This window comes from Mesorhizobium sp. B2-3-14, assembly GCF_006442175.1.
In the GTDB taxonomy this organism is placed as follows: domain Bacteria; phylum Pseudomonadota; class Alphaproteobacteria; order Rhizobiales; family Rhizobiaceae; genus Mesorhizobium; species Mesorhizobium australicum.
This window is the reverse complement of sequence record NZ_VFVP01000001.1, coordinates 261,210-280,511: the sequence shown is the minus strand read 5'-3', so window position 1 is coordinate 280,511 and position 19,302 is coordinate 261,210. Positions and strand designations below refer to the sequence as shown.

The window sequence follows — 19,302 nt, the reverse complement described above, 5'->3', positions numbered from 1 at the left end:
CTATGCTCGACAAGCGCTCCGGCTCGCGCCTCGCCAATCTGTGGGACGACGCGAAGGCGAAGGGGATGAGCGAGCCCGAGCTGCTGGTCTATCGCTCGAACACGCTCGGCTCCGACAAGCGCGTCACCAATTATGGCGGCGGCAACACCTCCTCGAAGATATGGCAGAAGGATCCGCTCACCGGCCAGGATGTGGAAGTGCTGTGGGTGAAGGGGTCGGGCGGCGACAGCGCCTCGATCAAGCTTGATGGCTTTGCAACGCTCTACATGGACAAGCTGCGGGCGCTGAAGGGGCTTTATCGCGGCGTCGAGCACGAGGACGAGATGGTGGGCTATCTTCCCCACTGCACCTTCAACCTCAATCCGCGCGCGGCCTCGATCGACACGCCGCTGCACGCCTATGTGCCGAAGCCTTTTGTCGACCACATGCATCCCGATGCCATCATCGCCATCGCCGCCGCCAAGGATTCCAGGGTGCTGACGAACGAGATATTCGGCGGTGCCATTGGCTGGCTGCCGTGGAAGCGGCCGGGCTTCGAACTCGGCCTGTGGCTGGAGAAATTCTGCGTCGAACACCCCACCGCCAAGGGCGTCATCCTCGAAAGCCACGGCCTGTTCACCTGGGGCGATACGCCGAAGGAGTGCTACGAAACGACGATTTCGGTGATCAACCAAGCGATAGAGTGGTTCGAGCGCCGCTCCGAAGGCGTGGCGATCTTCGGTGGGGAGGTAGTGAAGTCGCTCGATGCGGCTGCCCGCCGAGCGATTGCCGCCAAGCTGATGCCCAGGATTCGCGGCCTGGTCTCGGAAAAGAGCCACAAGCTTGGCCACTTCGATGACTCGCCCGCCGTGCTCGAATTCGTGAACTCCAGGGATTTGCGCCCGCTGGCAGCCCTCGGCACCTCGTGCCCGGACCACTTCCTGCGCACCAAGATCCGCCCGCTGGTGATCGAATTCGATCCCGCAAAGCCCGACGTCGATGCCGTCATCGCGCGACTCGCCGACGACATTGCCGAATATCGTGTCGGCTACCAAGCCTACTACGACAGCTGCAAGCATGCGGACTCGCCTGCTATCCGCGACCCCAACGCGGTGGTCTATCTGATGCCCGGCGTCGGCATGTTCACCTTCGCCGGCGACAAGGCGACAGCGCGCATCTCGGGCGAATTCTACGTCAACGCCATCAACGTCATGCGCGGTGCGTCGACCGTCTCGTCCTATGTCGGCCTGCCGGCGCAGGAGGCCTTTGACATCGAGTATTGGCTGCTCGAGGATTTGAAGCTGCAGCGCATGCCGAAGCCGAAGTCTCTCGCCGGCCAGGTCGCGCTGGTCACCGGCGGCGCCGGCGGCATCGGCCGCGCCACGGCCAACCGCCTGCTGCGCGAAGGCGCCTGCGTCGTGCTGGCCGATATCGACGAGGCGGCACTCGCCGGCGCCAACGAGGAACTGGCAAAAGCCTATGGCAGGGATTTCGTCCGCCCAGTTCTCATCAACGTCACCTCGGAGGACCAGGTCGTCGCCGGCTTCGCCGAGACGGCCGTCGAGTTCGGCGGCATCGACATTCTGGTCTCGAATGCCGGTTTGGCATCGTCGGCGCCGATCGAGGAGACGACCCTGGCGCTGTGGAACAAGAACATGGACATCCTGTCCACAGGCTATTTCCTGGTCTCCAGAGAAGCATTCCGGCTGTTCCGGGTACAGAAGATCGGCGGCAACGTCGTCTTTGTCGCCTCCAAGAATGGCCTGGCGGCATCGCCCAACGCCGCCGCCTACTGCACCGCCAAGGCCGCCGAAATTCATCTCGCCCGCTGCCTGGCGCTGGAGGGCGCGGAAGCCCAGATCAGGGTCAATGTCGTCAACCCGGATGCGGTGCTGCGCGGCTCGAAGATATGGACCGGCGAGTGGAAGGAACAGCGTGCCGCCGCCTACAAGATGTCGACCGACGATCTGGAAGAGCACTACCGCTCGCGTTCGATGCTGAAGCGCTCCGTCTTCCCGGAAGACATCGCCGAGGCGATCTATTTCCTCGCCTCCGACATGTCGGCCAAGTCGACAGGCAACATCATCAACGTCGACGCCGGCAACGCACAGAGCTTTACGCGGTAGCCGCTCGCCGGCGCTCACGCTGGCCCCTTCTCTCCCGTCGCTATACGGGGAGAAGTTTCCGGCAGGCGGATGAGGGGCGCCGCCGACCGAATGCATTCTGGGAGGAACAGCAGTGTCCGAATCCATCATCTCCGCCGACATCGTCGCCAGCAGTAACGCCGCGCGCAAGGTTGACCTCGAGCGTGACTATGCCTCGCTCGGCGAGCGCCTCGACCGACGCGGCATCGCCATCGACGCTATCCGTGACAAGGTGGAAAACTTCGCGGTCGCGATCCCGTCCTGGGGCGTCGGCACCGGCGGCACCCGCTTCGCCCGCTTTCCCGGCGCCGGTGAGCCGCGCGACATTTTCGACAAGATCGAGGATTGCGCCGTCATCCAGCAATTGACGCAGGCGACGCCGACCGTGTCGCTGCACATTCCTTGGGACAAGGCCGATCCGAACCGGCTCAAGCAGGCGGCCTCCCGCTTCGGGCTTGGCTTCGATGCGATGAACTCCAACACCTTTTCCGACGCGAAGGACCAGACGCTTTCCTACAAATTCGGTTCGCTGTCGCATGCCGACGCCGACACGCGTCGTCAGGCGGTCGAGCACAATCTCGAATGCATCGAGATCGGCAAGACGCTTGGGTCGAAGGCGCTGACGGTGTGGATCGGCGACGGCTCCAACTTCCCCGGCCAGGTCAATTTCGCCAAGGCGTTCGAGCGCTATCTCGATGCCATGAAGGAGATCTATGCCGGGCTGCCGGACGACTGGAAGCTGTTCACCGAACACAAGATGTATGAACCTGCCTTTTACTCCACCGTCGTGCAGGACTGGGGCACCAACTACATCATATCAAGGGAGCTCGGCGACAAGGCCTTCTGCCTGGTCGACCTCGGCCATCATGCGCCCAACGTCAACATCGAGATGATCGTCTCACGGCTGATTCAGTTCAAAAAACTCGGCGGCTTCCACTTCAACGATTCGAAATATGGCGACGACGACCTCGATGCCGGGTCGATTGACCCCTATCGGCTGTTCCTGGTTTTCAACGAATTGGTCGATGCCGAGCTGTCAGGCCCCGAGGGGTTCGACCCCGCCCATATGCTCGACCAGAGCCACAATGTCACCGATCCGATCGAAAGCCTGATGCTGTCGGCGGTCGAGGTGCAGCGCGCCTATGCGCAGGCGCTGCTGGTCGACCGAAAGGCGCTTGAGGGGTTCCAGGACGGCAATGACGCTCTGATGGCGACGCAGACGCTGAAGGCGGCCTACCGAACCGATGTCGAGCCGATCCTTGCCATGGCACGGCTGAAGACAGGTGGCGCCATCGATCCGGTCGCCGCATACCGGGCGGCGGGCTATCGCGCCAAGGTCGCGGCGGAGCGGCCAGCCGTCGCAGGTGGTTCCGGCGGGATCGTTTGAGGTAGAGCCGATCTTCCCCTTTGCGGGGGAGATGTCCGGCAGGACAGAGGGGACGCTGTCGCGCCGACGTCCGAAAGTTGGCGGTCCTTCACGCCTCCTCTGCCCTGCATCTCCACCACAAGCGAGCAGTCACCAACCCGTGAATGTCTTCATTGAAGATGGACTCGATCGCTCCAAGTAGCTCTTCTAGGCAAGCATCACTTGGAGAACCCGCCATGCATCTCACCCGTAGGACATTGATCGCCCTCGGTCTTTCCATCGCCTTCACCTTTTCGCCATCGGCTTTCGCCGCGTCGCCGGCACCGGCCAAGGGCGAGAACGGCATGGTCGTCACGGCCCAGCATCTGGCTTCCGAAGTCGGCGTCGAGGTGTTGAAAAAGGGCGGCAATGCCGTCGATGCGGCTGTCGCCGTCGGCTATGCCTTGGCCGTCGTCTATCCCAATGCCGGCAATATCGGCGGCGGTGGCTTCATGACCATCCGCTTCAAGGACGGCAAATCGACCTTCCTTGATTTCCGCGAGCGGGCGCCGCTTGCCGCGACCAAGACCATGTATCTCGACAAGGACGGCAACCCGGTGAAGGGCGCTAGCCTGGACGGCTATCTCGCGGTCGGCGTACCAGGCTCGGTGGCTGGTTTCGAGATGGCGCGCCAGAAATATGGCACCTTGTCCAGGCAGGACCTGATGGCGCCGGCGATCGCCTATGCCAGAGATGGGTTCGTCCTCAACCAGGGCGATGCGGCTTCGTTCGCCGGCAGCGCCGAAAGGTTGGCGAAGGACCCAGCGGCGGCGGCGGCCTTCCTCAAAACCGATGGCAAGCCCTATGGCGTCGGCGAGAAGCTGGTTCAGCCCGACCTTGCCGCGTCGCTCTCGGCCATTTCCGAGAGAGGTCCCGATGCCTTTTACAAGGGCGCCATCGCCGACGCCATCGTCAAGGCGAGCGGCGCCAAGGGCGGTATCCTGGCCAAGGGCGATTTCGAACAATACGCGGTGCGCGAGTTGAAGCCCGTCACCTGCTCCTATCGCGGCTACGAGATCATCTCTTCGCCGCCGCCGAGCTCAGGCGGCGTCATCATCTGCGAAATCCTCAACGTGCTGGAAGGCTATCCGCTGTCCTATCTCGGCGCCGGCTCGGCCGAGACCGTCCACGTCATGGTCGAGGCGATGCGCCACGCCTATGTCGACCGCAACTCCGCGCTCGGCGATCCCGATTTCGTCGACAATCCCGTCTCCAGGCTGCTGGACAAAGCCTATGCCAAGGACATCCGCGACAAGATCGATCCGTTCCGCGCCGGCGTGTCGCAGGATCTGATGCCGAAGGGCTTCGGCGAGTCGAAGGAGACGACGCATTATTCGATCATCGACAAGGACGGCAACGCGGTCGCGGTCACCTACACGCTCAACGGTTCGTTCGGTGCCGGCGTGGTCGCCGACGGCACCGGCATCCTGCTCAACAACGAGATGGACGACTTCACCCAGAAACCCGGCGTGCCCAACCTCTATGGCCTCGTCCAGGGCGAGGCCAATGCCATCCAGCCGAAGAAGACGCCGCTGTCCTCGATGAGCCCGACCGTGGTGGCCAAGGATGGCAAGCCGTTCATGGTCATCGGCAGCCCAGGCGGCTCGCGCATCATCACCATCACGCTGGAAGCCATCGTCAACGTGATCGACCACGGCATGAACATCCAGGAGGCGATCGACGCGCCGCGCATTCATCACCAATGGCTGCCCGATACCGTCTATGTCGAGCCGTTCGGCCTTTCGCCGGATACAGAAAGACTGCTGGCCGGGATGGGCTATCGCCTTGATCTCAGTGACCAGAGCTGGGGCCAGGCGGCGGGCATTCTCGTCGGCGGCAAGAGCCTGGCGGAAATCGAGAAGGGCGGCGGCGCGCGCTACAATGGCGCCATCGACAGCCGCGCGGCAGCCGGCGAAGCGCTCGGATATTGATAGGCCGCAAGACCGTTGCTTTCCGCATGAGGCCGGATTCCGCCTTTCGGGACCGGCCTCCGCCTCATGGCCCGGGAGCCGTCAGGTCACCAGCGTGATGGTCGACGCGATCAGCATCAAGGCGGCGATGCCGACGAACAGCGCATAGATGCGTGGCCGGTCGAGCAGCAGCGCGTTTCCCGATATCCAGGCCGACGTGGCACCGCCCAGCGCGAACAGGAACCCGTTGCGGTGGCCGAAAGTCATCGACGCGGCCATCAAGCCGCCGATGATCAGGGCGCCGAACACGATGATCACGGCGACCGCGTACTTCTCGAAGTCGTTATTGCCGATCCCTGGTCCGATCGCGTTCAAATTCGGCAGGTCGTCCGGATCGAAGGGGTTCGCCGACCCGTATTCGTCTTGACCCATGGATTCTCGCATCACTTGATCTCCGCTGACCGGCAACAAACCATCAACGCCTGCCGAGCGCAACCCGATCACGCTGTGGCGGATGCGCCCGGCACCGCCTCCGGCCCCTTTTCGGGGATAGTTTGCTGACGGATTTTAGGAGCTGTTGCCGGATCGCGTCACCTGCCTTCTTGGGGTTTGTCGCCGCCGGCCTCGTCTTAAAACTTGACTAAGAATATCCTGTTTAATAGTCAACTCGGATTGGTCGCCGGAGACCAGGGCCCCGGGCAACAGGCAAGCCAAGTTGAATACAGATCATCAACCCCGGCCAGGAGAGGTCAATCGTCCGCGCGTCCGGATCACGCGTCGCCACGCGCTCGCGCTGTTCACTCTGCCGTTCACCGGCGTCGTGACGCCAGCCGCGGCCAGCCCGCCGCGCATCGTCTGCCTCGATGACGGCTTGGCGGAGACCTTGCTCATGCTCGGCATCACGCCGGTCGCTATCGCCGACCGTGAGGTCTGGGAAAGGTGGGTGGTCGAGCCGCCGCTGCCGCCCCAAGTCGCCGACATCGGCACGATCCTGGAGCCCAATCTCGAATTCCTGCAACAGCTTCGTCCCGACATCATCCTCTCCATCCCTTATCTCGACGGCATCAAGCCGCTGCTCGAGCGCGTGGCACCGGTGACGACGATCGGCATCTATACGCCCGACGGTCAGCCCTATCAGCGCGCCATCGAGGCGACCCGGCAATTGGCGAGGCTTGTCGGCAAGGAAAGGGAGGGCGAGGCGCTGATAGCGGCGACGGAGGCGCATTTTTCGACCATCAAGCAGCAGCTGGAACCGCTTTCGGCGCGGCCGATCTATGTCGTCAGCTTCCTCGATCCGCGCAATGTGCGCGTCTATGGCGAAAAAAGCCTGTTTCAGGCGGTGTTCGACCGCATCGGCATCCGCAACGCCTGGGCCGGAGAGACTAATTACTGGGGATTTGCAACTGTCGGCATCGACGGGCTGGCAACGTCTGATGATGCGCGCCTTGCCTATCTCGAACCCTTGCCCGAAGGGGCGGGCGGAACGCTGACCGAGAGCCCGGTCTGGAATGCCATGCCGTTCGTGCGCAAGCGCTCGATCATGCGCCTGCCTGCGGTGCTGATGTTCGGCACGCTGCCCTCGGCGAGCCGTTTTGCCCGCCTGCTGGCCGCGGCGCTGACGGCGGAGACCGCCCGTGGTTGAGCAGGAAGCGATCTTGCCCGACAATGCCGTCCTCGTCCGCGGTCGCACCCCGTCGCCTCGCATACCAGGCGGATATCCCCTGGGCGCGATCCTGCTTTGCGTCGTGCTTCTCTGCGCGGCCGGCGCCGCGACCCTCTCCAACATGAGCGTGCAATTGCCGCCGGCACTCTGGCTGGGGGCGCTCGCAAGCCCCGATATCGAGGATATCAGGCAGGTGCTCGTTCACTACGCCTTCCTGCCCCGGCTCGCCGTCAGCCTTCTCTGCGGTGCGGCCCTCGGACTGGCCGGGACGGTGCTGCAGCAGGTTTTGCGCAATCCGCTCGCCTCGCCCGAAACCGTCGGCGTCTCGGCCGGCGCCTATCTGGCGCTGGCGCTGGCGACGCTTCTGGCGCCGTCGCTGCTTGCCTTCGGCCGCGAATGGGTGGCGCTTGCCGGCGCCTTCACTGCCCTTGCGGCGGTCCTGGCGCTCTCCTGGCACAAGGGCCTGTCGCCGCTTTCGGTCGTGTTGGCCGGGCTGGTCGTCAGCCTTTATGCCGGCGCCATCGGTGCTGCGTTTGTGGTGCTTCGGCATGAATGGCTGGCCAGCCTGTTCCTCTGGGGCGCCGGTTCGCTCGGCCAGCAGGACTGGTCGGCAACGCTGTGGCTTTTGCCGCGCCTTGGCGGTGCCGCGCTGGCGATCGGCCTCATGGTGCGGCCGCTGACCCTGCTTGGCCTCGACGACGAAGGCGCGCGCAGCCTCGGCGTCCCGCTCGGTGCCTATCGCTTCGCCGGACTGGCGGCGGCGGTCGCCCTGATCGCCTTCGTCGTTGCCGCCGTCGGCGTCATCGGCTTCGTCGGCCTTGCCGCCGCCACGCTCGCGCGCATCGGCGGCGCCCGCCGGCTCGGCGAGCAACTGGTGATGGCGCCGCTTCTCGGCGCGGCACTGCTGTGGGCCGCGGACCAGGGAGTGCAGGTCGCGACCGGGCCACAGGGCGACCTGCTGCCGACCGGCGCGATGACGGCGCTTCTCGGCGCGCCTCTGCTTCTTTGGCTTCTGCCGCGCCTCGCGCTTGGCGCGGAAGCACCGGCACTCGCCGCCGAGCGCTTGCCCAGAACGAAAAGGCCCGGCCTTGTGCTGGCGGCGATCGGCGGCCTCCTGCTTTTGCTGCTCGTGCTGGCGCTGCTCTACGCGCCGGGCACCGATGGTTGGACATTCGCGTCCGGCGATCAGCTGCGGCCCTTGCTGGCCTGGCGGCTGCCTCGAGTGTCCGCGGCACTTGCCGCCGGCGCCATGCTGGCGCTGGCCGGGCTGATGATGCAGCGGCTGACCGGCAATCCGATGGCCAGCCCCGAAGTGCTCGGCATCAGCGCCGGTGCTGCGCTCGGCATGATGATGGCGCTGTTCGCGCTCGCCGATGCCAGCCGCCCGGTACAGACCCTGGCCGCCACGATCGGCGCCTTCGCCGCCCTTCTGGTGACGCTGGCGATCGGCCGCCGTACCGCCTATGCGCCAGAGCGGCTGCTGCTTGCCGGTGTCGCCTTGACGGCCCTGTTCGACGCGCTGATCCTGGTGCTCACCGCCACGGGCGATCCGCGCGCCATGCTTTTGCTCAATTGGCTCACCGGCTCGACCTACGGCGTCGACGCCGGCTCGGCGCTTCTGACCTCGACGTTTGCCTTTTGCCTGTTCCTGCTCGCACCGTTCTTCCTGCGCTGGCTGGACATGCTGCCGCTCGGCTCCGCCGCGGTGCAAAGCCTCGGGGTCAACCTCAAGGCAACACGGCTGCTGGTGCTTTTGATGGTGGCAGCGCTCACCGCCGCCTCGACCCTGGTCGTCGGGCCGCTGACCTTCATCGGCCTTATGGCGTCGCACCTGGCGTGGCGCCTTGGCCTGTCGCGTGCGCTGCCGCAAGCGATCGGCGCGATGCTTGCCGGCGCGCTGATCATGGTCTGCGCCGACTGGATCGGCCGCACCGCCATCTTCCCGCGCCAGATCCCGGCCGGCCTCGTCGCGACGCTGATCGGCGGCCCCGTCCTGATGTGGCTCTTGCGCCGCCGCTGAGCCTTGTCCCGTGGAGATATCCAAGCCGATGGCGACGCCAGCCTTGATTGCCGACACCACCGTCCACGACTTCGTTGGCAAACGCGGCGGCGATCCCTGGCGGATCTTCATCCATGTGCCGTCCGGGCCAATGCCCGAGGCCGGCTGGCCGGTGCTCTACATGACCGACGGCAACGCGGTTATCGCCACGGCGGTCGACGCGATGCGCGCACAGGCCTTCTATCCCGCTGGCACCAATGTCGGCTGGGGCGTCATCGTCGCCATCGGCTACCCCGTCGAGGGCGCCTATGACCCGCTGCGCCGCTCATGGGATCTGGGGCTCCCTCCGGGCAGGACCTATCCGCCCTTCCACGAGGGCACGCCGGAAGTCAGGACCGGCGGGGCGGGGGATTTTCTGGCCTTCATCGAAGCCGAGCTGAAGCCGTGGGTCGCCAGCCGGACCAGGATCGATGAGAGCCGCCAAGCACTTTACGGCCACTCTTTCGGTGGCCTGTTCGCGCTCTACGCCCTGTTTACCCGCCCGCTCTCATTCAGCACCTTCATTGCGGCCAGCCCTGCCATCTATTGGGAAGATCGCGTTATCGACCGCTTTCTCGAAAGGTTCGAAGCCGCTGTTCCCGACTGCCTGAAAGCCGACGTAATCCTGTCGGCCGGAGAGTATGAGACCGAAAAGCTGGCGCCGTTCCAGGTCGGCGCGGAAGACGAGGAAAAGCGCCTGGCGCAGAAAAAGCTCATCCTTACCGACGAATTCGCCAGGGCGATGGCGGAACGCCTCGACGCGCTCCCGGGCCTGCGGGCAAGCTTCGAACTCCATGCCGGCGAAAACCACATGTCGATCCTGCCGGTGACGGTCAACCGGGCGGTGCAGGCGGCGTTCGCGGTGCGGTAGAATTTCTATTCAGCGCGCAGGCGGCAATTCGAACAGCTTTGCGCCGTTTTCCTGGCCGCGCTCGACATAGCCGATAATGCCGAACCACCTGGCGACATCGGGCCCTTGGAGCCAACTGCGCGAGTGGATGGGAAGGTTGCCGGCAAGCGCCTGGATATGCCTGATATGCCGCTTGCAGAAACGGACGGTCGAGCCGCGGAAGAAATCCTCCCGCGCGGCGAACAGCGTATCGGCGGCGTCGCTGTTTTCATGCCAGGCGATGATCGCCACGGCCTTCTCGCCCTCGACAAGCGCGTGCGCGCGGCCTTCCTTCAAATTCATCATCAGATTGTCGTAGGCGATCTTGCTGTCCTTGCCGGCCGCCGCGTACTCGTCCGACATCCGCTTCGACAGGCCATGGAAGACATCCTCGAGATCCCCAAGCGTTGCTGCGCGTGCTCTCATTTCACCTCCTGCAGCCCCGGCAGGGAGTTTGCCCTAGGGTTGTGGGATCACCAAGCAAATTGAATCCTCCACAAGCCCGGCGAAGGCAAAGTCGTTCCGTCCATCGATCCTTGTGACAGGGCGGGCACCCGCACCAAGCCGACAGAAGGCTTCGGCCTCCCGGTTCTTTAAGACACAAGGGAACAAGAGCCTGTGGTTGCGGTTAACTGGATATGCCAGCCAAGATCCAAGAACCACGGCCGAAGCCCGGCCCGCAGCCACCCGTCCGTCGGCCGGACAAGGAAGCACCGTCAGAGCCTGAGCATGTCGATCCGCCACCACGAGACGTGCGAGAGGCACCGGCACCAAATCCCGATGGCGACAAGAAAACCTAAGCGACGACACGCGAACGCCCGTGCAACAGGCGCATGCGATTGATAGCGATCAGGTGGTCACGCCATAAGCGCTTGGAGTTTTTAAAATGATGGTGCCCAGAGGCGGATTGCGCTCGGCGTCGACCACCTATTTGAAATTTATATGTTTTTTTGACTGGCGTCCACGGTTTGTAGCACAGTCCCGTTACACAGCTCGATTGGCCTACCGCAACGCCTCGGTTTCATGCTCAGTCACGATATGATGTAACAGCTCATCCCTTCCCACCATGACCTTGCAGAAGGGGCACTCGACGCCGTGGTCGGTGTCGGCGTCCTGGCCCTGTTGAAGTAGGGTATCCACTGCGAACGAATGATGTTCGTGCTCGATGTCCGTCAGCGTGCGCTTAGCGGGATCGTAAAAAGCTAGTTGTCCAGCCAACAACCCAGCGTCCTTCCCCTTAAGTCTGAGATATAGGTCCGTGCCGCCCTCCACCCTCACCATCGACCCCGCGTACCGGGAGCCCCATGTCTCCTTTACGACGCCAAACCGTAAGCCGGCGCCGTTTCGCTGGCCAAGGTAAGACTTCGCCGCAATTGTCGAACGTGACGCGCGGCCCTCGTCGAAGCAGCCATGTACTGGCCATGGCCATCCTAGGGGAGGATCGACCCACACGCTGCCGCCATTGTGCCTGATGAAAAATACTCGATTCCCGCAGCCCTTGGGGCATAGCGTGGGGTAGCAGCAACTATCTTCGCTTCGTCGGAATCCCTCAAAGCCACGCACCGCAAGAGCCGATCGACCGTATCGGCAGCCAGGGTTTGAGCAGATGAAAACTCGCCGCCCGTTCTTTGTTATGAATTCGCCTAAACTACCACAGTAGTCACAAGGTCTGGACATTTGCCTCTCAAAGGGAGCGATCTTACATTGGCTCCGGTAACCTCGACTTAGCTCCTTTGGGCGGCTCCAGGCGGGGCCTCCTGGCGATGCGGATCATGATCAAAAGGATCGCCACGACCGCCACGGCGCCGATGATTCCGATCGACCCCTCTGCTTGGACATGCAGTCCCCAAATAGAAACTTCAAACTTTTCCATCTATGACGTCCCGCCTTGGGGTGTCTAGCTCTGCCAAAAGGCGCAGCCGTCGCCTCTCAGCAAGTGTCTTTTCAGCAAAGGGTCTCAGCTTCTCCTCAAGCGGCGAGAGATCGAAAAAGATCTTTCCGTCAACGGTGCGATCTTTGCGCACAAAGCCCTTCTTCGTCAGGGAACCTACAATGCGCTGGATGGTGCGTTTGGAAACGTCCATGCGGTTCGCGATTGTGGAAACACCAGGAAAAACGAAATCCTTCGGCCGCCACCAATGGGCGGTCAAATTCAGCAGGACATTGAGCTCTTCGCTGGTGATCTCCAATTCGCGCTGCTTCAACAGCAAAACGTCGGGGACAGCTTGGTAGCCCGGCTCAGCCACCACGCCCCACCTTTCAGCAATCCTGAACCCCGCCAAGGGTTCTTTGTTCGCCAGGTCTGAGAGGGTGTTTGGTTCCATTAGCCGAACTTATTCGGCCTTTGAGCTAAATAAAAGTGTCTGTTTATCTAGGGTGACAAAAATGGCGCTATTTTTAGGACGGGAGTAGTACCGGGCCGTAGCTTCGGGTCGATCACGCGAGTGGCTCGATTTACGTGGCAGAGAAAGGAATTCCCCCTCGGGGGCACAAGAAAGCATGCCGGCCTCTCGCGTGACTTGGCGATCCTACCAAGGGCGGGCGATGGGTTAATCCTAGCTACCTTATAAGGCAGGTTGACGCTTGTAAGGAAGGGAGATAGAAATGCGCTGTGTCGATTTCCTTGGAGGAACCAATGGCTCAAGTGTCTTTCATCACGGCAACCAAGCTCATCGAACTCCTTGGTTGCGCCAACGAGCGCGGCGATCTGAGCGTCAGTGTCCTTTCCAGCAATCAACTGGCGCTCGGCATCGATCCGCTTAAACCCACGAGCGTGATTGATCTCTCTAACGAGACAGTGCGAGCAATCGACCTCGAAGAAGCCAAGAAGGATGGGCTGCCGCCAGAGGCAGGTGCCTCTCTGGGGTCTTTCCGCGCCCCCCGTCAGACAGGTAGCTACACGCTGAAATTCAAAGGCGTGACGAAGGATTGTTGGTCGCTCAGAAACCTGCTCGAAGAAGGCTTGAAGTCTCTGGAAGCGTATCAGCCTGGCGTTCTCGACAAGCTGTCCGCCATCAAGCCCCGTACGAAACGGATCGTCGCGCGTGATCCGTTGCACCTTTTCGATCAAGCTGCCCTAGCCCACAAGTACGCCCAGCCACTAATAGACGGATGGTGGTTCGGAACAAACAACTCAGCTGAGGAGACGCAAACATGGTTGCGACGCGGCGCTGAGCTTGCCGGGCTCCGGTGGGGTAGCGACGTCTCCACCAGCATGCCGGTAGACCGTTTCCTCTAGGCCCCCGGAATGCGACTGGGGTACGTCACGCGAAGCCTTCCGTTCACGTGACAGCGGGCGGATTTCCCCCCCTGCCACCTCAACCTGAGACGATTCGCATGCGGGTTCGCTAAGGTCGGCCGATGGGGCAGGCGGTACGATGCTGCACGGGTCGTTGGACGCGCCCTAGGAAAGCACGAGCATACGTCAACGGCCGTCTCAATAGGGCAAGCCCATGTGAGTCCGTCGAAAAGGTCTTGATGCAGTCTCACAAGAATTGGCATTGACATTTTGAGATGATCGGATCAAAGAGTCTAGGACTTCAATGATCCCGACGGAGCGCTCAGCGATGAAGGCCCCAGCGACCACGCCAGCCGGAGCCGGCCAGCTTGTCGGCTACGCCCGCACCTCCACCACCGACCAGAAGGCCGGGCTTGAGGCTCAGCTAAGAGACCTCTCCGCCGTCGGGTGCACCAAGGTCTTTCGCGAGGAGCTTTCCTCCGTGGCGGCCAAGAGGCCCGAGCTGGAAAGGACCTTGGACTACCTTCGCGATGGAGACACCCTCATCGTCACCAGGCTTGACCGACTTGCCCGCTCGGTGGCTGACCTCGTGGACATCACCGCCACACTCCGAGCCAAGAGTGTTGCCCTCCGCATCCTGGCGATGAGCCTCGATACGGCAACCCCGACAGGAAAGCTCATGCTCAACCTCCTGGGGTCAATCGCGGAGTTCGAGCGGGAGTTGATGCTGGAGCGGCAGCGGGAGGGTATCGCCAAGGCCAAGGCCGAGGGGAAGTACAAGGGAAGGGCTCCCACCGCCCAGCGAAAGGCCGCCGAGGTCATCAGGCTCAAAGCAGAGGGCAAGACCGGGGACGCCATCGCCGAGGAGCTGGGGATTGGGAGGGCGAGTGTCTTCCGCATTCTCCGGTCGGCGTAGGGGCGGCCTGCACCCTCCGTCATTGCACAGGTTAAACTTGTTGCCTGAGGGCGCGGCGTGGCCATACTGGGGAGCGCAACTCTAACCGGAGACTGCGCATGAACACCCCGACCCTGGCACCACTCCCGGTGTCCTCCGACGAATTCCAAGACCCAACAACCGCCATTGCCTTCGCCGTCGACTGCCTAGAGGACTTCGAGATCGGCCCTTTCCTGATGGACTGGCGGGCCAGGCGAGGCCTTGAGGGCTGGCTCCAGCATGTCATTTCCGTACGCGCGGAGGTCGCCGGGTCCTACTCGGATGATACTGGCAGCCCCTCGGGGTTCGGTGCAGGCTCAGCCATCACCCGCCTCCTAGAAGCCACCCGGCTCATCAAGTCCCAGGCCCGAGACATGCCGCTGGGCATCTCCATCGCTTTCCTGGCGGCTGCCATCTGCGGATTTGACCCTCGGTGCCCTGGCGGTGATGCGATGACGTTAGACGAACTTGCGAAACGCGTGGACGTATCGCCCACCACAATGTCCCAGCATCTTAGGTACCTTGGCCCCGGATACCGGAAGGGAACGCCTGGCCTCGGGCTGGTGGAGACCGCGCGACATCCCGACAATGGCCGCAAGAAGATCGTCTTTCTGACTGCCAAGGGGCGCGACCTTATAGCGAAGATCGACCGCCTGTTGGCTGGTCCCGGCTAAGTAGCTGAAAGGGCGGCGGCGCGGATGGTCCTTACGGTGGGCGAATTGGGGGTCTACTCGCGCCCGGTAGGCCCTTACGATGCCGCCACTGATCGAGGGCAACCCATTGAAATTCCTCGGAATGATAAAATAGTGCGTCTATTAAATCCGCCACTGTTCAAGCAATTGATTGAGATTGTTTGAGAAATTTCCAAAACCTGCTTGCAGTTGCTAGAAGCTTTCGTTATTTAAAGGTCGTATTCCAAAATACATCACTCACAAAATTGAAACTCTACTCTGTAGCGCCCTCCTTCAACAGGGCGGCGCCAGGATATGCCCAAGACATACGTCCGGGGAACCGCCCTCTATTTGAACACGCCGATGCACAGCAAGGATGATGCCTACTCCGCTTCCCCTTGAAGCGATGGACCACACGGACTTACGGCCCTCCGCGAGAGGGTTAGGGCGGCCTCTGACGGACGGGCCTAAGCACATACCATCTGTCCACTCGGCTCGAAGAGGGTCGGTGCTGCTCCTCCCATACGGCGCTTAGGTAGCTAGGTGGAGAACACGGGATGAGGGGTGGAAATGGTCCGGGAGTGACGCCCTCCCGCTGATGATGACACGGCAGTGTCGAAACCGCTGTGCACGAGCCGCGCACCTATCGCCCCCAACAAGCAATCCAAGGCCACCCATGGAGTGGCGGCATCGCCTATCCTCCAGGCCCTGGGCAAGGCCGGGAGCGGGCGCGGCGACCAACCCAATGCCAACGCTGACGAGGAAGGAGACAACCTAATGTCTGTCATAGAAGTTCCATTCGACCCTGAGGAGATAAACGATCCGACTACCCTCCGCGCGATCATCGAAATTGACCGAGGACCGCGACCGGAAGCCTTTGCCCCGCCTCAACACGCCGGTTCTTACGGAGTCGTTCTGTGGGGGCAGAGGAACTTGCATCACCTCTGGGGGGCCGGCTGCGCCAAGAGCGACGATACCCTCAGAGCTGCCGCCGTACTCCGCGTCCTAGAGCACCGGCAGAAGGACACCAAGCTCTTCGTCCACACTAAGGGGCTGTTGGGCCAGCTCGTCCACGTGTCCCGCAGCAAGGGCCTCAAGGCCGACCTTAAGACGCCTTTCGACGGCTTCGAGTTTCTGAAGCCCATCCAGGAGGCCCGAGATCGCGGAGAGTGGGGGTTGGTGCCGTTCAAAGCGAGAGTGGAGGAGCCAGAGGGATACCACCGCGCGGTCCGGTCGGCGAAGTCCGGGCTCCGTGTCGCCCTCAAGATGCTCCCCATAATCTCCACCATCGCCGCCCAGCACAAAGACCCTTTCAACTTCATCGCGGCTACCGACAACGACACCGACCCGGATGGCCTGATGAGCCGCCTGGAGGCTGCCCATGGATAGCGGCGGTTCTCCTTACGACATCGAGTACCGCGCTGCCGCGCCCTCCGACCTCTCGCCCCGCCGCTGTGCCGCCCCTGGCTGCAAGAACCTCACGCAGCGCTCCGCCAGGAACGGCCTCTCGGAGACTCTGTGCAAGCGCCACGTCGAATTCAGACGTCGCCACGGCACCCACTGGCGGAGAAGCTACACGATGGCAGAGCTGCGCCCCTTCCAGACGGCGGCGCGGCGATGGCTCAAGGCGCACCGGGGCGACCATAGATTGGAAGGGGTAGTCGCCGCCCTGGATGGCCTCCTGGCCGGGAGCGGCACCGCCCGGACTGCGCAAGATGTCCGGTGGGCCGGCACGGAGGAGAAGGTGCGCAACGCATTGGCGCGGCTTCACTGCGCGGGCAAGTCTGGGGCGCAGCTCCTCTTGATCACCCTCACCGTGAAGGCCGCCCAGGCAGCTCTCGGGCCGAGGGCAAACCCTGAGTTCCAGTACGTCCAGATCGCGAAGATGGCCCACCGCTTGGCCTCGGGCACCCACATCAGGTCCGGCATCTGGGGCGACCGCCATATCTACCCACGGGCGGAGGGCAGCTTCATGCGGCTCCTTGGGCAGACCGTCGAGGATATCGCCGGGATCGTCGTGGACTTGGAGGCGGTGCGCGAGGTGGTAGCAGCGGCGGGGAGGCGCGACCTTGACGCACTATGACGACAGATCAGACCTGGACCACGACCCACCATTGGTCCTTCTGGGTGGGCACAGCTTGGCGGAGGGGGCCATAGCTCATCCACGTCCCGCACTCATGCACGACCCGTGGCTGACCGTCAGAGAGCCATCCCCTTTGGCCGACCTAGCGACCTCCCTCTATGCCAGGCTTGAGGCCGCTTCCAATCGCAACCCAAACCGCAAGCCCAGGGCAGACGCCGCCGAGCGCCGTCTCGCGATTGTCCAGAACCTCGTGGCCAACCTCGCACTGGTGACCCTCCGCCATCCGCCAGGAACTCGCTTTGCCATTCAGGCCGACAAGAAGGCCGCCACTCGCTACGACCGCAAGGACTTGCCGCGCGGTCCCCTCATGGACACCCTGAAGGCACTAACGGAGCACGGGCTGGTGGACTACCACGCGGCGGTCTTCAAGCATCTGCGGACAACCGTCGAGCCTTCAGCACGGCTCCGCGCCATGTTGACCCGGGCCGACGCATCGCCGGTGGACATCAGCCGCGCTCCTGGTGGAGAGACGGTCATCCTCAAGGCGGTCGTCGGGAGGAATAGGCCAAAGCCGTTGGTGGACTACCGCGACACGGGGGAGACCCTACGGTTGCGAGCGGAAATGAAGACCATCAACGATGCACTGCTGGGGGCCGACATTAGGCTCTGCGGCGAGCGTCAACCCCCTCACCAACTCGTCAGGGTCTTTCTCGTGAACGGCTCAGACGTCCAATCTACGTTCGATGGCCATGGCAGACTCTTCGGAGGCTTCTGGCAATCCCTCCCACGGGCGAGGCGGGCAGGCCTCACAATTGGTGGGGAGCGTTTGGTGGAGTTGGACTATCGCGCCATGTACGTTCACCTCGCCTACGCCCTTCAGGGGGTGGCCTTGCCGGCTGGAGACCCGTATGCGGTGGCGGGCTTGGAAGGGCACCGGGGCGCCGTAAAGAAGGCCGTCGCGTCCCTCTTCTTCCGCGATGGGACCTTGCGCCGCCTCTCCGGGGAACTGCGGGAATTGCTGCCTGCGGGGTGGACAGCCAAGAAGCTCTTGGAAGCGGTGGAGGCTAAGCATCCCGCCATCGCGCATCTCCTTGGAACCAACATCGGGCCGAGGCTTGCCAACGCCGAGAGTAACATCCTGGTGGCTGCCCTCCTCCGGCTCATCGCACAAGGAGTGGTGGCGCTGCCCATCCATGACTGTGTGCTTGTGGTCGAAAGCGCGAAGGCGGCGGCCATGGCGGCAATGCGTGAAGAGACCAGGCGGCTGGTGGGGGTGGCCCTGCCGGTCGAGGAGAAGCTGGCCAATAAGTCACTGCTATAGGGAAAATAACTCGCTGCTAAAGGGCTCCAGGTAGGGCCTTAGGGTATTGGAAGGCCTCCGCTCCGCCTCATCGTCGGCCCACCGGAAATAGGTGCTCAATGTGACTGCCTTAAGCACCGGACTCTCGCATTATCTTGAGGATGAGGGGCGAAGCCCTCTATCAGCTAGGGGTCAGTTGCACGGGGATCACTGTGAGGGGGCGCTTCAGGAACCCCGGCGACACTGACCAGCCCCTATGAGCCTCTTCGGCCTTCTCCGTGGCGAACATCAGGACGGCGAACGACTGCCGGAAGGTGGCGAAATGAGCTGACATCGAGCCGTCTTCGTCGGGCACCACGCTAGCGACGCTAAACTGCTCGCCCACCTCGAAGTTGCCTTGGCGGAGGGTTCGCCCTGGCCCGCACATGGCCAGGAACTCCTTTGGCAGCGCATCTTGGTAAGCTTGGAGGTTCGAGTACCATTGGATCGCGACGGCCCCTGAGGTCAGCAGGATGCGCCCAGTGGTCGCGGTGTGCAGCGCAAGGCCGAGCTTGGAGCCGAAGATCGTCATCGACCTCGCCACAATTGGTCCCCCTATTCGCAGGAAATTCCATGAGGGGAGTTGAGACGCGATGCCCTGAAGTCGGTTCAAGGCGGCGACCTGATTCCGCTCCGGGAGGAACTCGTCTTTAAACCCTGAAATACGGAATGCCGAATGCAAAAGCCGCTTGACCTCGGCGCGTCCAGCCGAAGTCTTTGGGTTGGGCATCATGCGGCTAAGAGTGGCCGCCACGAGGTCCGCCTCGCGCGATGCCTCGTTGCACTCCCTACACGCCCCGAACTCCATGCCTTGGGGCCGGTGCTTGCCGTCGAAGATGCTGCGGGGCGGGTAGTGCTCCACCGTCTCGCTTGGCGTGGCCCCGCCACAAAAGATGCAGAAGGGTTGCTCCCTTCGGATTCGCTGGGAGAACGTCTCACGCCGCTTGGCTTCTCCCACTCCAAAATCCCCCGGTCGCCGACCCGCCGCATGCCAGACCAAGGGGGATCA

General features: G+C 62.9%; 17 protein-coding genes. 12 read left to right on the top strand and 5 right to left on the bottom strand.

Annotated elements, in window-relative coordinates:
• The first annotated feature begins 2 nt into the window (after nt 1–2).
• The 3 genes from FJ950_RS01255 (at nt 3) to ggt (ending at nt 5,459) form a co-directional block, all read left to right on the top strand.
• The gene (locus FJ950_RS01255; protein WP_015319232.1) at nt 3–2,105 is read left to right on the top strand and encodes a bifunctional rhamnulose-1-phosphate aldolase/short-chain dehydrogenase; all 2,103 of its coding nucleotides are present in this window, start codon (nt 3–5) and stop codon (nt 2,103–2,105) included.
• A 112-nt stretch (nt 2,106–2,217) separates the two neighbouring features.
• A complete protein-coding gene (rhaI, locus tag FJ950_RS01250) occupies nt 2,218–3,510 on the top strand; it encodes an L-rhamnose catabolism isomerase (RefSeq protein ID WP_140614715.1) in 1,293 nt (430 codons plus the stop codon).
• Between the two features lie 215 nt (nt 3,511–3,725).
• Nucleotides 3,726–5,459 (top strand): gamma-glutamyltransferase, encoded by a 1,734-nt coding sequence (ggt, locus tag FJ950_RS01245; protein WP_140614714.1) that lies wholly within the window; start codon nt 3,726–3,728, stop codon nt 5,457–5,459.
• An 81-nt stretch (nt 5,460–5,540) separates the two neighbouring features.
• Here the strand turns inward: ggt and FJ950_RS01240 are convergent, their stop codons facing one another.
• On the bottom strand, nt 5,541–5,882 hold the full coding sequence (locus tag FJ950_RS01240) for a hypothetical protein (protein WP_015319229.1): 342 nt from the start codon (nt 5,880–5,882) through the stop codon (nt 5,541–5,543).
• 271 nt (nt 5,883–6,153) lie between these two features.
• Here FJ950_RS01240 and FJ950_RS01235 point away from each other — a divergent pair, with 271 nt between their 5' ends.
• From FJ950_RS01235 to FJ950_RS01225, 3 genes are read left to right on the top strand one after another with little or no spacing between them, the layout of a single operon-like run.
• The gene (locus tag FJ950_RS01235; protein WP_224588243.1) at nt 6,154–7,080 is read left to right on the top strand and encodes an ABC transporter substrate-binding protein; all 927 of its coding nucleotides are present in this window, start codon (nt 6,154–6,156) and stop codon (nt 7,078–7,080) included.
• The gene (gene fhuB / locus FJ950_RS01230; protein ID WP_140614713.1) at nt 7,073–9,121 is read left to right on the top strand and encodes a Fe(3+)-hydroxamate ABC transporter permease FhuB; all 2,049 of its coding nucleotides are present in this window, start codon (nt 7,073–7,075) and stop codon (nt 9,119–9,121) included. The genes FJ950_RS01235 and fhuB overlap by 8 nt, the downstream gene beginning before the upstream one ends.
• A gap of 28 nt (nt 9,122–9,149) precedes the next feature.
• Nucleotides 9,150–10,010 carry an alpha/beta hydrolase-fold protein gene (locus FJ950_RS01225; protein WP_140614712.1) on the top strand — a complete coding sequence of 287 codons (861 nt, stop codon included), beginning with the start codon at nt 9,150–9,152 and terminating at the stop codon, nt 10,008–10,010.
• A gap of 9 nt (nt 10,011–10,019) precedes the next feature.
• Here FJ950_RS01225 and FJ950_RS01220 read toward each other — a convergent pair whose 3' ends face one another.
• The 3 genes from FJ950_RS01220 to FJ950_RS01210 form a co-directional block, all read right to left on the bottom strand.
• Nucleotides 10,020–10,454 carry a hypothetical protein gene (locus FJ950_RS01220; protein ID WP_015319225.1) on the bottom strand — a complete coding sequence of 145 codons (435 nt, stop codon included), beginning with the start codon at nt 10,452–10,454 and terminating at the stop codon, nt 10,020–10,022.
• Between the two features lie 576 nt (nt 10,455–11,030).
• Complete coding sequence (locus FJ950_RS01215; protein ID WP_140614711.1) at nt 11,031–11,246, bottom strand: hypothetical protein; 216 nt, start codon at nt 11,244–11,246, stop codon at nt 11,031–11,033.
• A gap of 641 nt (nt 11,247–11,887) precedes the next feature.
• Complete coding sequence (locus FJ950_RS01210) at nt 11,888–12,352, bottom strand: helix-turn-helix domain-containing protein (RefSeq protein WP_140614710.1); 465 nt, start codon at nt 12,350–12,352, stop codon at nt 11,888–11,890.
• 311 nt (nt 12,353–12,663) lie between these two features.
• Here FJ950_RS01210 and FJ950_RS01205 point away from each other — a divergent pair, with 311 nt between their 5' ends.
• From FJ950_RS01205 to FJ950_RS01180, 6 genes are all read left to right on the top strand, one after another.
• Entirely contained in the window at nt 12,664–13,266 is a 603-nt protein-coding gene (locus FJ950_RS01205; protein ID WP_140614709.1) for a hypothetical protein, read from the top strand.
• 328 nt (nt 13,267–13,594) lie between these two features.
• Entirely contained in the window at nt 13,595–14,182 is a 588-nt protein-coding gene (locus FJ950_RS01200; protein ID WP_140614708.1) for a recombinase family protein, read from the top strand.
• Nucleotides 14,183–14,280: 98 nt separating this feature from the next.
• Nucleotides 14,281–14,874: a hypothetical protein gene (locus FJ950_RS01195; RefSeq protein WP_140614707.1), complete on the top strand. Its 594-nt coding sequence runs from the start codon at nt 14,281–14,283 to the stop codon at nt 14,872–14,874.
• A 774-nt stretch (nt 14,875–15,648) separates the two neighbouring features.
• On the top strand, nt 15,649–16,260 hold the full coding sequence (locus FJ950_RS01190) for a hypothetical protein (protein WP_140614706.1): 612 nt from the start codon (nt 15,649–15,651) through the stop codon (nt 16,258–16,260).
• Nucleotides 16,253–16,954: a hypothetical protein gene (locus FJ950_RS01185; protein ID WP_140614705.1), complete on the top strand. Its 702-nt coding sequence runs from the start codon at nt 16,253–16,255 to the stop codon at nt 16,952–16,954. Before FJ950_RS01190 ends, FJ950_RS01185 begins: the two co-directional genes overlap by 8 nt.
• On the top strand, nt 16,941–18,275 hold the full coding sequence (locus FJ950_RS01180; RefSeq protein ID WP_181171014.1) for a hypothetical protein: 1,335 nt from the start codon (nt 16,941–16,943) through the stop codon (nt 18,273–18,275). Before FJ950_RS01185 ends, FJ950_RS01180 begins: the two co-directional genes overlap by 14 nt.
• A 160-nt stretch (nt 18,276–18,435) precedes the next feature.
• On the opposite strand, the gene FJ950_RS01175 is transcribed toward FJ950_RS01180, so the two are convergent.
• Nucleotides 18,436–19,251: a hypothetical protein gene (locus FJ950_RS01175; protein ID WP_140614703.1), complete on the bottom strand. Its 816-nt coding sequence runs from the start codon at nt 19,249–19,251 to the stop codon at nt 18,436–18,438.
• Nucleotides 19,252–19,302 lie beyond the last annotated feature (51 nt).

Bases quoted from the DNA above. Each gene is read 5' to 3' on its own strand.
- FJ950_RS01255 (WP_015319232.1), top strand. From the start codon at position 3: ATGCTCGACAAGCGCTCCGGCTCGCGCCTCGCCAATCTGTGGGACGAC.
- ggt (WP_140614714.1), top strand. From the start codon at position 3,726: ATGCATCTCACCCGTAGGACATTGATCGCCCTCGGTCTTTCCATCGCC.
- FJ950_RS01240 (WP_015319229.1), bottom strand. From the start codon at position 5,882: ATGCGAGAATCCATGGGTCAAGACGAATACGGGTCGGCGAACCCCTTC.
- FJ950_RS01225 (WP_140614712.1), top strand. From the start codon at position 9,150: ATGGCGACGCCAGCCTTGATTGCCGACACCACCGTCCACGACTTCGTT.
- FJ950_RS01220 (WP_015319225.1), bottom strand. From the start codon at position 10,454: ATGAGAGCACGCGCAGCAACGCTTGGGGATCTCGAGGATGTCTTCCAT.
- FJ950_RS01210 (WP_140614710.1), bottom strand. From the start codon at position 12,352: ATGGAACCAAACACCCTCTCAGACCTGGCGAACAAAGAACCCTTGGCG.
- FJ950_RS01205 (WP_140614709.1), top strand. From the start codon at position 12,664: ATGGCTCAAGTGTCTTTCATCACGGCAACCAAGCTCATCGAACTCCTT.
- FJ950_RS01200 (WP_140614708.1), top strand. From the start codon at position 13,595: ATGAAGGCCCCAGCGACCACGCCAGCCGGAGCCGGCCAGCTTGTCGGC.
- FJ950_RS01195 (WP_140614707.1), top strand. From the start codon at position 14,281: ATGAACACCCCGACCCTGGCACCACTCCCGGTGTCCTCCGACGAATTC.
- FJ950_RS01190 (WP_140614706.1), top strand. From the start codon at position 15,649: ATGTCTGTCATAGAAGTTCCATTCGACCCTGAGGAGATAAACGATCCG.
- FJ950_RS01185 (WP_140614705.1), top strand. From the start codon at position 16,253: ATGGATAGCGGCGGTTCTCCTTACGACATCGAGTACCGCGCTGCCGCG.